11 protein-coding genes are annotated in these 14,083 nt (G+C 27.6%); 8 read left to right on the forward strand and 3 right to left on the reverse strand.

The window, feature by feature from the left end:
* The first annotated feature begins 209 nt into the window (after positions 1 to 209).
* The 5 genes from Q7K47_08015 to Q7K47_08035 all read left to right on the forward strand — a co-directional run bounded on the left by Q7K47_08015 (position 210) and on the right by Q7K47_08035 (position 5,200).
* Positions 210 to 626: a VOC family protein gene (locus Q7K47_08015; GenBank protein MDP0507144.1), complete on the forward strand. Its 417-nt coding sequence runs from the start codon at positions 210 to 212 to the stop codon at positions 624 to 626.
* A gap of 22 nt (positions 627 to 648) precedes the next feature.
* Positions 649 to 1,443: an acyl-CoA dehydratase activase gene (locus Q7K47_08020; protein ID MDP0507145.1), complete on the forward strand. Its 795-nt coding sequence runs from the start codon at positions 649 to 651 to the stop codon at positions 1,441 to 1,443.
* Between the two features lie 3 nt (positions 1,444 to 1,446).
* On the forward strand, positions 1,447 to 2,706 hold the full coding sequence (locus Q7K47_08025) for a 2-hydroxyacyl-CoA dehydratase family protein (GenBank protein MDP0507146.1): 1,260 nt from the start codon (positions 1,447 to 1,449) through the stop codon (positions 2,704 to 2,706).
* Between the two features lie 15 nt (positions 2,707 to 2,721).
* Positions 2,722 to 3,843, forward strand: a complete 1,122-nt coding sequence (locus Q7K47_08030) for a 2-hydroxyacyl-CoA dehydratase family protein (GenBank protein ID MDP0507147.1) — start codon at positions 2,722 to 2,724, stop codon at positions 3,841 to 3,843.
* A gap of 304 nt (positions 3,844 to 4,147) precedes the next feature.
* Positions 4,148 to 5,200 (forward strand): hypothetical protein, encoded by a 1,053-nt coding sequence (locus Q7K47_08035; protein ID MDP0507148.1) that lies wholly within the window; start codon positions 4,148 to 4,150, stop codon positions 5,198 to 5,200.
* A gap of 46 nt (positions 5,201 to 5,246) precedes the next feature.
* Here the strand turns inward: Q7K47_08035 and Q7K47_08040 are convergent, their stop codons facing one another.
* The 3 genes from Q7K47_08040 to trpS form a co-directional block, all read right to left on the reverse strand.
* A complete protein-coding gene (locus Q7K47_08040) occupies positions 5,247 to 7,850 on the reverse strand; it encodes a cation-translocating P-type ATPase (protein ID MDP0507149.1) in 2,604 nt (867 codons plus the stop codon).
* A gap of 186 nt (positions 7,851 to 8,036) precedes the next feature.
* Positions 8,037 to 8,261, reverse strand: a complete 225-nt coding sequence (locus tag Q7K47_08045; GenBank protein ID MDP0507150.1) for a hypothetical protein — start codon at positions 8,259 to 8,261, stop codon at positions 8,037 to 8,039.
* 25 nt (positions 8,262 to 8,286) lie between these two features.
* Positions 8,287 to 9,276, reverse strand: coding sequence for a tryptophan--tRNA ligase (gene trpS / locus Q7K47_08050; GenBank protein MDP0507151.1), 990 nt, complete (start codon positions 9,274 to 9,276; stop codon positions 8,287 to 8,289).
* A 367-nt stretch (positions 9,277 to 9,643) separates the two neighbouring features.
* Between trpS and Q7K47_08055 the strand changes: the two genes are divergently transcribed.
* The 3 genes from Q7K47_08055 (at position 9,644) to Q7K47_08065 (ending at position 14,081) form a co-directional block, all read left to right on the forward strand.
* Positions 9,644 to 10,606 carry a LacI family DNA-binding transcriptional regulator gene (locus Q7K47_08055; protein MDP0507152.1) on the forward strand — a complete coding sequence of 321 codons (963 nt, stop codon included), beginning with the start codon at positions 9,644 to 9,646 and terminating at the stop codon, positions 10,604 to 10,606.
* 143 nt (positions 10,607 to 10,749) lie between these two features.
* Positions 10,750 to 12,414: an alpha-glucosidase gene (locus Q7K47_08060; protein ID MDP0507153.1), complete on the forward strand. Its 1,665-nt coding sequence runs from the start codon at positions 10,750 to 10,752 to the stop codon at positions 12,412 to 12,414.
* A gap of 17 nt (positions 12,415 to 12,431) precedes the next feature.
* Positions 12,432 to 14,081 (forward strand): PTS transporter subunit IIBC, encoded by a 1,650-nt coding sequence (locus Q7K47_08065; protein MDP0507154.1) that lies wholly within the window; start codon positions 12,432 to 12,434, stop codon positions 14,079 to 14,081.
* Positions 14,082 to 14,083 lie beyond the last annotated feature (2 nt).

Consider the following 14,083-nt stretch of genomic DNA (forward strand, 5'->3'; position numbering starts at 1 on the left):
AACCCTATTCCTATAATATATTAAAAAAAAATAATAGTCAACCTAATATCATATATAAAACTAATTGACAAAAAGAAAAGTCAACTAAAGTCAAGAGAAATCATTTTTAAAATTAATGTATGAAGAGTATCATATAGGTGTAAAAAATAATTTTTTTGTTCTAATGAACTACATAAAAATAATTAAAAAGTTTAAGGAGGAGATTTATAATGAAACCAATGAGAATGCATCATGTAGGAATAGTTTTACCAACTTTAGAAAAGGCACATTCATATATTGAAAAAATGGGGCTAGATATAGACTACACTGGATATGTAGAAGCTTATCAAGCTGATTTAATTTTTACAAAATATCCTGATAATAGTAGCCCTATAGAATTTATAATTCCTAGAGCCGGAGTACTTAAAGAATATAATAAAGGAAAAGGAGGAATAGCTCATTTAGCTTTTGAAGTAGAGGATGTAGAGGCAGTTAGAAAAGAAATGGAAGAAAAGGGATTAGAAATGTTAGAAAAGAAAGCTGTTACAGGAACAGATGATATAATAGTTAACTTTATGAGACCTAAATTTTCAGAAGGTATACTTACTGAATTCGTTCAAACAGTAGCACCAATAAAAAGAGATTAATAAGTATTAGTTAGGAGGAAATATGTGTTATACAGTAGGAGTAGACATTGGGTCATCATCTTCTAAGGCAGTCATTTTAAAAAATGGAAAAGAAGTTATAGCGACAGACGTTTTACAAGTTGGGATAGGAAGTAAAGGTCCTAAAGTTATACTAGAAAGTGTTTTAAATAAATCCAAAATGGAAAGAAAAGACATAGATCAAATTGTTGTAACTGGATATGGTAGATTTACTTTTGATGAAGCAGATAAACAAATAAGTGAAATAAGTTGTCATGCTAAAGGAATTCATTTTCTAGTGCCAGAAGCAAAGACTGTTATAGATATTGGAGGACAGGATGCAAAGGCGATTAGTTTAAATTCTAAAGGTAAAATAAACCAATTTTTTATGAATGATAAATGTGCTGCAGGAACAGGAAGATTTATAACTGTTATGTCAAAAGTTTTAGAAATTCCTTTAGATGAGATGAAAGATTATGATAAAAAAGCAGATGCTCCAGTTACTGTAAGTAGTACATGCACAGTTTTCGCAGAATCGGAAGTTATATCTCAATTAGCTAAAGGGGCAACAACAGAAAATATAGTAGCAGGTGTTCATAATTCAGTAGCTCATAAGGTTAGCGGTTTAGCTAAAAGAACTCCATTAGAAGATAATGTAGTTATGTGTGGGGGAGTTGCTAAAAATACAGGAGTTGTTCGTGCATTAAGAGAAACTTTAAATAGAAATGTAATAGTTGCTCCAAATCCTCAGCTAACAGGAGCTTTAGGAGCTGCAATATATGCCTATGAAGAAATTTTAAAGAAAAGGAGAGATGATTAAGTTATGGATGAGAAAAAAGATATAAAAAATATGAGTGCTAAAGAATTGCTAGCTTATTATCAAGGACAATTAGATGAAGAAGCAAGACAAGCCAAAAAAGAGGGACGTTTAGTTTGTTGGTCAGCTTCAGTAGCACCACCAGAATTTTGTGTAGCAATGGATATAGCTATGGTTTATCCTGAAACTCATGCAGCAGGGATAGGAGCAAGAAAAGGATCATTAGATATGCTAGAAGTAGCCGATCAAAAAGGTTATTCATTAGATATATGTTCTTATGCCAGAGTAAATTTAGGTTATATGGAATTATTAAAAGAAAAAGCTTTAACAGGAAAAACTCCAGAAAAATTAAAAAATTCACCCGCAGCAGACGTACCTTTACCTGATTTAGTTATTACTTGTAATAATATTTGTAACACTTTATTGAAATGGTATGAGAATTTAGCAAAGGAATTAAATATACCATGTATTGTTATAGATGTACCATTTAATCATACAATGCCAATTCCTCAATATGCTAAAGATTATATAGCATCTCAATTTGAAGAAGCTATAAGTCAATTAGAAGAAATTACAGGAAAGAAATTTGATTATGACAAATTCTTAGAAGTTCAAAAACAAACTCAGCGTTCAGTAGCTCAATGGAATAGAGTTGCTAAAATGTCTCAATATAAACCATCTCCATTAAATTGCTTTGATTTATTTAATTATATGGCTTTAATAGTTTGTGCAAGAAGTAGAGATTGTGCAGAAATAACATTTAAGAAATTTGCAGATGAATTAGAAGAAAAATTAGCAAATAAACAATATGCTTTAAAAGGAAATGAAAAGAAAAGAATTACTTGGGAAGGAATTGCAGTTTGGCCTAACCTAGGACATACATTTAAAACACTTAAAAATTTAGGAATTATAATGACAGGATCTGCTTATCCAGGATTATGGAATTTAGAATATACTCCAGGAGATATGAGTTCAATGGCAGATGCTTATACTAGAATATATATTAATACTTGCTTAGATAACAGAGCTAAAGTATTAACAGATGTAGTAGAAGGCGGAAAATGTGATGGAGTTCTTTATCATACAAACAGAAGTTGTAAATTAATGAGTTTCTTGAATTCAGAAACAGCTGAAATAGTTCAAGAAAAAACAGGATTACCATTTACTAGTTTTGATGGAGACCAAACAGACCCTAGAAATTATTCACCAGCTCAATATGAAACTCGTGTACAAGCATTAGATGAAATAATGAATGAAGAAAATTAAGTGGAGGTTAAAGATATGGAAGGAAATTTAAAGAAATTTATCGATTTATTTGAACATATAGCATCAAATCCAGTAGAAGCAATAAAAAATCATAAAAAAGAAACAGGAAAAGGAGCAGTAGGAGTTTTACCAGTATATGCTCCAGAAGAATTAATAGATGCAGCAGGATATTTACCAGTAGGTATTTGGGGTGGACATCATGAAATATCAAAAGCTAGAACATATTTACCAGCTTTTGCTTGTTCAATCATGCAATCAATTATGGAAATGGAATTAGAAGGAGCTTTTGATAATTTATCAGCTGTTTTAATGTCAGTTCCTTGTGATACTTTAAAATGTTTTAGCCAAAAATGGCACGGAAAATGTAAACCTATAATATTTACTCATCCTCAAAACAGAAAAATAAAAGCAGCTAATTTATTCTTAGAAGAAGAATATAAAATAGTTCGTAGAAAATTAGAAGAAATATTGGATGTTAAAATTACAGATGAAGCTATAAATAAAAGTATAGAAGTTTATAATGAAAATAGAAAAGTTATGAGAGAATTTACTGAAATAGCAGCAAAATATCCTCAAATAATAGACCCAATAGTTAGACATAATGTTATTAAATCAAGATGGTTTATAACTAAAAAACAACATACAGAATATGTTAAAGATTTCATAAAAGAAATTAAAAAATTAAAAGTAGAACCATGGAAAGGTAAGAAAGTTATTTTAACTGGAATAATGGCAGAACCAAAAGAAGTATTAGAAATAATGAAATCAGAAAATTTTGCAGTTGTTGCAGATGATTTGGCTCAAGAATCTCGTCAATTTAGAATTGATGTACCTGAAGGAGGAACTCCTTTACAAAGATTAGCAAAATGGTGGCAAGATTTTGACGGATGTGCATTAGCAACAGATCCTAAAAAAGTAAGAGGACAAATGCTAATAGATATGTGTAAAAAATATGAAGCAGATGCAGTTATAGTATGTATGATGAAATTCTGTGATCCAGAAGAATTTGATTACCCAATATATTATAAAGAATTAAATAATGAAAATATAAGAAATATTATGATAGAAATAGATTTAGAGATGACATCTTTTGAACAAATAAAAACAAGACTTCAAAGTTTTAATGAAACTTTGTAAAAGATAAAAGGTTAATTTCTTAAAAGGCTATAGGCAAATAATTTGTCTGTAGCCTTTTATTTTTTTGAAAAAATATTAAAAAGAAGTCTATATTTGTATTCTTTAAAACATAATAAAATAAAGACTATAAGTGAAAAAATTAAGGGATCAAGGTTCATATTTTTATGAAAATAGAAAAAAATACGCCACATACACCATATACGCCACATATGCCATATACGTTTTTGACTTTTTTAGAAAAAGGTTTAAAATATAATTTAGAAGGAAATAAATTATATAAAAATATATGAATTAGGAGGTTATTATGAATCATAGTTTTAATGTAGAGTTAGCAAGAGAATACGGAATAGAAGAAGCAATTCTTATAGAAAATATTGCTTTTTGGTTAAGGAAGAATATGACTAATAATAAAAACTATATAGCTGGGAATTACTGGGTATATAATAGTTGTAAATCTTTTAATGAACTTTTTCCATATATCAATCCTAAAAAAATTCAAAGGGTATTAGTTAAGTTAGAAAAATTAAATGTTATTAAATCAGGAAGTTTTAATAAAAGATCTTATGATAGAACAAAATGGTATACTATTGTGAGTATAAAAATAAAAAAACTTTATAATTTAATCACAAGTAATGATTTTACCTCAAAAGCCAATCTGTCCAATGGATATTCTCAAAATGACAAATGCAAGGAGACAAATTGTCAAATGGAGGAACCTAAAATGTCTAATGGAAGATCTCAATATGTCCAACCTATACCAGATATAAAACCAGTTAAAAAAACAAATATAAAAACTACTACTGTACAAGAAAGTAAATTAGATAGACCCTTAGATGAACAAAAGATAAAAGATAGTGGTGGTTATCTTGATTCTAGAAAAAAGGAAATAAGAGCAATTAAAGAAAAATTAAATGATTCTAATTTAAAGTTATTAACTTGTAAAAATATTATGAAGGTCATACTTACTAAAAAAATAAGTTTTGAAAGATTTTTAGAAGTTTTCAATTTTGTAAAAATGAATAATAAATCTTCTGGTTTCATCGTTTCTGCTCTAAGGGATAATTATGTCCTAAAAACTGAGAGCAAATCTAAAGATTCTAATATAAGATCTAAGATTATTGATGATGAAATTATAGCTTCTAGAAAAAAATTAGATAAGGAAAGAAAAGAAATAGAAAAAGAACTAAATAGAAAAAAGGTCATGGATGATTATTTTAATTCCTTACCTAAAGAAAAGCAAAGAAATATAATGGAGGAAGCTTATACAAAGGCTAAGAAAGAATATGGATGTATATGGGAAGTTATGGGTAGAACTAAGGTTAAATACGAGATTTTAAAAATGCACCTTTTGCCTTAGTAAGGGGCTAGGTGCATTAGGATGTTCTTATTTTTAAAAATTAATATTATTTTTTATCATATTTCATATATCTAGCAATTTGAATTATAATTGTAGGAATTAAAGCAAATAGATATATAGATGTTAATTGCATTATATTAAGGTTAGCTACTTCAAATAATTTTCCAGCAGTATCATTTAAAAGTAAAAGATTTAAAAGGAAAGTTCCAATTAAGAATGCATATACAGAAAACATATTAGATTTAATTTTTAAAGTAAGTAAACTATTTTTTCCTCTACAGTTAAATCCATGGAATAATCTAGCTAAACATAAAGTAGAAAAAGCCATTGTCATTCCAACTGAAGGGGAAGCTTTTAGACCTAAATGGAAACTAATCATAGTAAATATTCCAATTAGTCCTCCTTCTAAAAGTATTTTTAATGATAGGTTTTTAGTTAAAATAGGTTCATCTATATCCCTAGGCTTATCTTCTAAAACATTGTTTTTACTTGGTTCCATACCTATAGCAATAGCAGGTAAACTATCAGTTAAAAGATTTATAAATAAAAGATGAACTGGAGCAAAAGGCATTGGTAAATTAACAGTTGAAGCATATAATACCGCTAGTATTCCAGCCATGTTTCCAGAAAGTAAAAATCTAATGGAATTTTTTATATTTGAATAGATATTTCTTCCAGTAGCAATGGCTTTAATAATTGTAGCAAAATTATCATCAGCTAAAATCATAGAAGCTGCATCTTTAGAAACTTCAGTTCCTGTTATTCCCATAGCAATTCCAATATCAGCCTTCTTTAAAGCAGGAGCATCATTAACTCCGTCTCCAGTCATAGCACAAATGTTTCCTTTACTTTGCCACATGGAAACAATTCTTATTTTATCTGCAGGAGAAACTCTAGCATACACAGAAATATCTTCAATTTCTTTTGCAAATTCTTGATCAGATAAACTAGAAAGTTCAAGACCAGTTAAAGCTTTATCCCCTTCTTTAAAAATTCCAATTTCCTTTGCAATAGCAGATGCGGTAATCTTGTGGTCCCCTGTTATCATAATAGGTTTTATTCCAGCTTTAATACAATCAGCAACAGCTTTTTTAGATTCTTTTCTAGGAGGATCAATCATAGATATAAGTCCTAAGAAAATAAAATCTTTTTCATCTTCTAAATCAATAGAAGTTTTTGATTTTAAAATTTTATATCCAAAAGCTAAAACTCTAAGTCCATTATTTGATAAATCAAAATTTGTTTTTTCAATTAAGCTAATATCTTCAGGAGAGATTTCTTTTATTTTATCTTGAGAAAGTATAAACTTTGTTCTTGTCAAAAGAACATCTAAGGCTCCCTTTGTGATCATTATATTTTCATTATCAATATTACATAAGATACTCATTAATTTTCTATCTGAATCAAATGGAATTTCAGATAATCTAGGATATTTTTTTCTTAAATCAATTTCTTTTAAATTAAATTTCTTTGCAAGATTAGTTAATGCTGTTTCTGTAGGATCTCCGATTTCATTATTAGTACTACTAATGGCATCACTACATAGGCAAGAAAATGTTAATAGTTTATTTTCACTTAAATTTTTAATATCAATAGTTTGATTTGTTTTTAAAGTGCTGTTAGTAAAAATATTTTTAGCAGTCATTTTATTTTGAGTTAATGTTCCTGTTTTATCAGAACAGATTATAGAGACAGATCCAAGTCCTTCAACAGCTTTTAATTTTTTTATAATGGCATTTTCCTTTGACATTTTTTGAGTTCCAATAGCAAGAACAATTGTTACTATAGAACTTAAAGCTTCAGGAATAGCAGCAACAGCTAGTGCAACAGCAAACAATAAAGAATCTAGCATGCTAGTTCCATGATAAATATTAATAGAAAAAACAAAGGCACAAAGGATTAAAATAGCTATTGAAAGATTTCTTCCAAATTTATCCAAAGATACTTGAAGTGGAGTTATTTTTTCTTCTGTTTGTTTTATTAATTTTGCTATTTTACCAATTTCAGTAGACATTCCAATGGAAGTTATTAAAATAGTACCTCTTCCATAAGTTACAAGACTTCCAGAAAAAACCATATTTTTTTGATCCCCAATGGATAAGTTTTCTTCTGTTAAAACAGTATCTATTTTTTCGATACTTTCAGATTCTCCAGTTAGAGAACTTTCATTAACCATTAAAGAAGAACAATTAAGAACTCTTCCATCAGCAGGAACAATATCTCCAGCTTCAAGAATAACAATATCTCCTACTACAACTTCTTTAGATGAAATTTCAAAAATCTCTTTATTTCTAATTACTTTAGCCTTTGGAGAAGAAAGATTCTTTAAGCTTTCTAAAGAAGCCTCAGCTTTTAAATGTTGAACTGTTCCTAAAATTGCATTCATGGTAATAACAACAAAAATAACAATAGAACTTTCAATATTTCCAGTAAATATAGATATAAATCCAGCTATGATTAAAACAATTACTAGAAAATCTTTAAATTGAGAAAGAAAAATGGCAAGAAAACTTTTACTTTCTCTCTTTTCTAGTTCATTAATCCCGTATTTGTTTTTGCTTTCCTTAATTTCAGTTTGAGATAATCCATCTAGAGTGCTATTAAATTCACTTAGAATATTATCTTTTGTTTTTAAAAAATGTTTAGTCATATATCCTCCCTAAAAATAAAAAAAGACTTTTAGTATAGCAAAAAAACTATACTAAAAGTCTCGTTACTTACTTAACATAAGCTTATAGTACCAGATAAAATAATTATCGAGATTGTTGATACTATAATTAAACTACTCCCTTTTATTACAGGTAAATAATATTATATTTTATATAATTTGTCAAACTTATTCTTTGTTATTATTTTCATGGATTTTTTTTAAAAATTCATTTCGAACTTTAAAAATAATAGCAAGTAAAATAAAATAATGAATAAATTTAAATTTTTGCATTATTTCTGGAAAAAAATAATCTCCAATAACTAAAGTTAAAATCCAAATTAAAAGAATTACGATTAATAAAATTACAAATTTAAACCAAATTTTCCAAAAAGTATTATTGCTTTCAGTCATATTTTTCTCCTTAAATAAATAATTATTATTTATTATATACATTTCCCATAAGACCAACTATTTTTTTAGCTTCTGTTAGTTTTTTTCTAGCTATTTCCCTAGCTTTTAAAGCACCTTTTCTAAGAACTTCTTCTACATATTCTGGATTTTTAACAAGTTCTTCTCTTCTTTCACGAGCATCTTTAAAATATTCTAAAATAGCTTCAAGTAATTCTTTTTTAGCATGTCCATAACCATATCCTCCAGCTTTAAATTTATCTCTCATTTCTTGGTACTTTTCTTCAGTTACAAATAATTTATATAATTTAGAAACATTGTTATCAGGATCTTTAGGTTCTTCTAAAGGAGTCGAGTCAGTTACAATGGACATAACTTGTTTTTTAAGAACTTTTTTTGAGGCAAACATATTTATAGTATTACCATAAGATTTACTCATTTTTTGTCCATCTGTTCCTGGAACAATAGCAAGACTATCCATAATTAAAGGTTCAGGAAGTTTAAAGAAATCAACATTATATTGTTGATTAAATTTTGCTGCTAAATCTCTAGTCATTTCAAGATGTTGTTTTTGATCTTTACCAACTGGTACAATATCAGTATCATAAATTAAGATATCTGAAGCCATAAGAATAGGATAAGTAAGAAGTCCAGTATTTGGGAATAATCCTTTGGCAATTTTATCTTTATAAGAATGTCCTCTTTCCATAAGACCAACAGGTGTTATATTAGAAAGAAACCAAGATAATTCAATATGTTCTGGAACATCAGATTGTAAAAATAATGTTGATTTTTCAGGATCAAGACCAATTGCTAAATAATCTAAGATAATGTTTTTAGTACTTTCTCTTAGAACTTCTGGATTAGTAAGAGAAGTAAGAGCATGATAGTCAGCAATAAAATAAAAACCTTCGTATTTTCCTGAGTTTTGATTTTCTATAAATTGTTTCATAGCTCCAAAATAATTTCCAAGATGTAAAGTTCCACTTGGTTGTATTCCTGATAAACTTCTTTGCATAAAATTTCGCTGTTAAAACTATATATTTTAACAACTCCCTCCTTTAAAAAATAAAATTGTTTTTTATAATAAAAAAACCTGTGAATGTATCACAGGGACTAATGTCAATACTTGTAATACAAATTATTTTAGTGCTTATTAAAATAGACTTGTATTAAAAATTACAAATCTTAAAATTAATTATTCCACCAACATAAAATTGTATTAACTAACTTATTCATAATTAACTCCTAAATCTAAATTAAGATAAATAAAGTATATCATGATTTTTTTTTATAATCAAGTTAAAAGTATTGGTTTTAAAAGATTAAAAATATTAAAAAAAGTATGCTATAATTGGTTTATAATGAAAAAGGAAGGAAAATTTATGAGAGCAACAATAAAAGATATTGCTAATTTAGCTGGAGTATCAGGCTCAACTGTTTCAAGAGCTTTAGCTGATGATTCTAGGATTAGTGATAAAACGAAAGAAAAAGTTCAAAAAATAGCAAAGGAATTAAATTATAAACCTAATATAATGGCAAGAGGCTTAGTAAGTAAAAGAAAAGGAATACTTGGAGTTGTTTTGCCTAAAGCAACCATGGAACTTTTTACAAGTCAATTTTTTATAGAAATTATGCAAGGAATAAGCAAAAGGGCAAAGGAAAATAATTATTATATTATGTTTGATTTTTGTAAGAGTGATAAAGAGGAATTTGTAAGTACTAAGAAGTTTGTAGAAAGTGGGTTAGTAGACGGAGTATGTTTATTATCTTCTAGAGATGAGGATCAAAGTTTGGAATTTTTAAAAAGAAAAAAATTTCCCTTTGTAGTTATAGGGGAACCTATGGAAAAAAAAGATACTTTGTGGGTTGATAATAATAATTTAGAGGCAACTTATAATATTGTAAAAAAATATAAAAATGAAAAAGAGTTAATTTTTGTAGGTGGGAGCAAGCATTTAATTGTTACCAAAAATAGAGTAAATGGATTTAAAAAAGCATGCAAAGAATTTCATCTAAAGGGAGAAATTATTTTAGGAAATAATTTCTCAATTGAAGAAGGATATAGATTAGCTAAAAAAATAAAAATAAAAGAAAAATTGGAAAAAATAATAATTTCAGATGATCAATTATTAAAGGGTGTTTTAGAATATTTTGAAGAGGAACACATATCGAATGTTGAAATAATAAGTTTTAATAAATGTGATGTGAAAGAAGTTTGGAAAAAGAAAGTAAAGACAATAGATATTAAGGCGAGTAAACTTGGGAGTAAAGCTATTGAATTACTATTATATGGGATAGAAGAAAATATTAATGAAAAAAATGAAATGATAAATATAGAATTTTAGGGGGATAAAAAAGTTGCGAATGTATATTTGTAACTTTTTTTGTTTTATATATAGACAAGTCAAGGATAAAGTGATACAATAATTATCAAAAGAAGCTATGCAAACGATTGCACAAAAAAATGAAAGAGTTAAGGAGATAAATTATGTGGTGGAAAGAATTAACAGGATATCAAATTTACCCTAGAAGTTTTAAAGACTCTAATGGAGATGGAATAGGAGATTTAGGAGGGGTTATAGAAAAATTAGATTACCTAAAAGAATTAGGGATTGATTTAATTTGGATATGTCCTTTTTATAAAAGTCCTAATGATGATAATGGATATGATATTAGTGATTATCAAGATATTTCCAAAGAATTTGGAAATATGAAAGATGTAGATAAATTATTAGTAGAAACACATAAAAGAGGAATAAAATTAATAATTGATTTAGTTATAAATCATACAAGTGATGAACATCCATGGTTTATTGAATCAAGAGAAAATAAGAATAATCCTAAAAGAGATTGGTATATATGGAAAGAAGGCAAAAAAGGAAAAGAACCAAATAACTGGGAAAGTATATTTAAAGGTTCAGCTTGGGAATTAGATAAAAAAACTAAAGAATATTATTTACATTTATTTTCAAAAAAACAACCAGATTTAAATTGGGAAAATAAAGAAATGAGACAAGCTATTTATAAAATGATTAATTGGTGGCTAGATAAGGGAATCGATGGTTTTAGAGTAGATGCTATTAGTCACATAAAAAAAGAAGATGGATTTCCAGATATGCCTAATCCAAAAAAAGAAAAATATGTAGAATCTTTTGATATGCATATGAATAGACCTGGAATTCAAAAATATTTAAAAGAATTAAAGAAAGAAACTTTTGATAAGTATAATATAGTTACAGTTGGAGAAGCTAACGGAGTAGAAGCAGATAATGCTTCTCAGTGGGTAGGAGAAAAAGATGGAAAATTTAATATGATATTTCAATTTGAGCATTTAAATCTTTGGGATTATGAAAAAGAACTTAAATTTTCTGCTAGAAATTACAAAAGAATTTTAAATAAATGGCAAGTAGCGTTGGATAAAGATGGTTGGAATGCTTTATTCATAGAAAATCATGATATTACAAGAAGTGTATCTAGATGGGGAAATGATAATAAGTATTGGTTAGAATCGGCAAAATCTTTAGGGGTAGCTTATTTTTTACAAAAGGGAACACCTTTTATTTATCAAGGTCAAGAAATAGGAATGACTAATATAAAATTTAAAGATTTGACTGAGGTAAATGATATTAGAAGTAGAAATGAAGCTAGAGAAAAATTAGAATCAGGAATTTCTATGGAAAAGGTTTTAGATTATCTAAATAATACTTCAAGAGATAATTCTAGAACACCTATGCAATGGAATAATAAAAAAAATGCTGGTTTTACAACTGGGAATCCATGGCTTAAAATAAATGAAAATTACAAAGAAATAAATGTTGAAAGTCAAATGAAAGATAAGGATTCAATATATAATTTTTATAAAGATTTAATAGAATTAAGAAAAAATTCAAAAACATTAATTTATGGAAAATTTAATTTAATTTTAAAAAATATAGAAGATGTTTTTGCATATTCTAGAATTTTAGAAGATGAAGAATATTTAATAATTTCTAATTTAAGTGAAAAAATAAAAAAAATAAAGATAAAAGAATATGAGGATAAAGATAAAGAATTGTTAGTAAGTAATTATAAGGAATCAGACCATTTTTTAGAAAGAATGGTATTAAAACCTTATGAATGTCTTGTATATAAAATAAATAGAAAAAATAAATAAAAGAAGGGGAGAATAGTATGAGTAGAAAAAGTTTAGTGTCTTTTGATTTTTGGCAAAAATTTGGTAAAGCGTTAATAGTTGTTATTGCAGTAATGCCAGCAGCTGGTTTAATGATTTCTATAGGAAAGTTACTAGGGACTACTTCAATTGGAATAGCAGGAAGAATAATGGAAGATATGGGGTGGGCAATAATTGTTAATTTAAACATTTTATTTGCTGCTGCCATAGGAGGTTCTTGGGCTAAAGAAAAAGCTGGAGGAGCTTTTGCAGGGGTTTTATCTTTCATATTAATTAATAGAATAACAGGAGCTATATTTGGAATAAATAATTCAATGTTACATAGTGCAACTGCAACAGTTCACTCAATAACAGGTCAAGAATTATTAGTTAAGAATTATTTTACAACAATATTAGGAGCTCCAGCTTTAAATATGGGAGTTTTCGTAGGGATATTAGCAGGATTTTTAGGAGCAGTTTTATTTAATAAATATCATTCTTTTGATAAATTACCTAAATCTTTAGCTTTCTTCAATGGTAAAAGATTTGTACCATTTGTAGTAATATTTGGATCTTTAATAACTGCACTTATTTTATCTGTCATTTGGCCATTTATCCAATGGGCATTAAATAGTTTTGGTCAATGGATAGCTACTTCAAGAAATACAGCACCAGTAGTTGCACCTTTTGTATATGGAGCTTTAGAAAGATTGTTATTACCATTTGGTCTTCACCATATGATAACAATACCAATGAATTATACAGAGTTAGGTGGAACTTATACAGTGTTGACAGGAACAGCAGTAGGAAGTGTTATAGCAGGACAAGATCCTATTTGGCTTGCATGGATAACTGATTTAAATAATTTAAAGGCTTCTGGAGATATGGCAGGTTATCAAAATTTATTAAACACAGTTGTTCCTGCTAGATTTAAAGCAGGACAAGTAGTATTATCATTTGCTTCTCTAATGGGAGTAGGGCTTGCAATGTTAAGAAATGTAGATAAAGATAAAAAGAAAAAGTATGAGACAGTATTTATTTCAGCTATGTTAGCAGTATTTTTAACAGGGGTAACAGAACCGATTGAATTTATGTTTATGTTTGTAGCTCCAATTTTATATGTTGTTTATGCTCTTCTTACAGGAATGACATTTGCTATAGCAGATATAATACATTTAAGAGTTCATGCTTTTGGATCTTTAGAGTTAGCTTCTCGTCTTCCTTTAATGGTTAGAGCAGGATTAGTTGGGGATATAATTAATTTCCTTATTGTTTCAGTAGTAGCATTTTTCGTTAATTATCTATTATTTAGCTTTATAATTAAGAAATTTGACTTACCAACTCCAGGAAGAAAAGGAAATTATATAGAAGATGAAACAGAAGATGAAAAAGAAAAAATAAAAACTTCTATCAAAGCAGAGTCTGAAGATGAAAAAATTCCAGTTAGAATAATAGATCTTTTAGGTGGAAGAGAAAATATTTTAGATGTAGATGCTTGTATGACAAGATTAAGAGTTACTGTTAGAAAAGCTGAAGATGTTCAAGATAAATCAGAATGGAAAAAAACAGGAAGTTTAGGATTGATAGTTAAAGATCAAGGAGTTCAAGCAATATATGGACCTAAAGCAGATATATTAAAATCTAAAATTATAGATATTTTAGGGAGATAAAG

Source organism: Fusobacterium sp. JB019 (assembly GCA_030673965.1).
Lineage (GTDB): Bacteria > Fusobacteriota > Fusobacteriia > Fusobacteriales > Fusobacteriaceae > Fusobacterium_B.

Coding starts and splice junctions, on each gene's coding strand:
- Q7K47_08045 (MDP0507150.1), bottom strand. CDS start 8,261: ATGACTGAAAGCAATAATACTTTTTGGAAAATTTGGTTTAAATTTGTA.
- Q7K47_08030 (MDP0507147.1), top strand. CDS start 2,722: ATGGAAGGAAATTTAAAGAAATTTATCGATTTATTTGAACATATAGCA.
- Q7K47_08060 (MDP0507153.1), top strand. CDS start 10,750: ATGTGGTGGAAAGAATTAACAGGATATCAAATTTACCCTAGAAGTTTT.
- trpS (MDP0507151.1), bottom strand. CDS start 9,276: ATGCAAAGAAGTTTATCAGGAATACAACCAAGTGGAACTTTACATCTT.
- Q7K47_08040 (MDP0507149.1), bottom strand. CDS start 7,850: ATGACTAAACATTTTTTAAAAACAAAAGATAATATTCTAAGTGAATTT.
- Q7K47_08015 (MDP0507144.1), top strand. CDS start 210: ATGAAACCAATGAGAATGCATCATGTAGGAATAGTTTTACCAACTTTA.
- Q7K47_08055 (MDP0507152.1), top strand. CDS start 9,644: ATGAGAGCAACAATAAAAGATATTGCTAATTTAGCTGGAGTATCAGGC.
- Q7K47_08025 (MDP0507146.1), top strand. CDS start 1,447: ATGGATGAGAAAAAAGATATAAAAAATATGAGTGCTAAAGAATTGCTA.
- Q7K47_08035 (MDP0507148.1), top strand. CDS start 4,148: ATGAATCATAGTTTTAATGTAGAGTTAGCAAGAGAATACGGAATAGAA.
- Q7K47_08020 (MDP0507145.1), top strand. CDS start 649: ATGTGTTATACAGTAGGAGTAGACATTGGGTCATCATCTTCTAAGGCA.
- Q7K47_08065 (MDP0507154.1), top strand. CDS start 12,432: ATGAGTAGAAAAAGTTTAGTGTCTTTTGATTTTTGGCAAAAATTTGGT.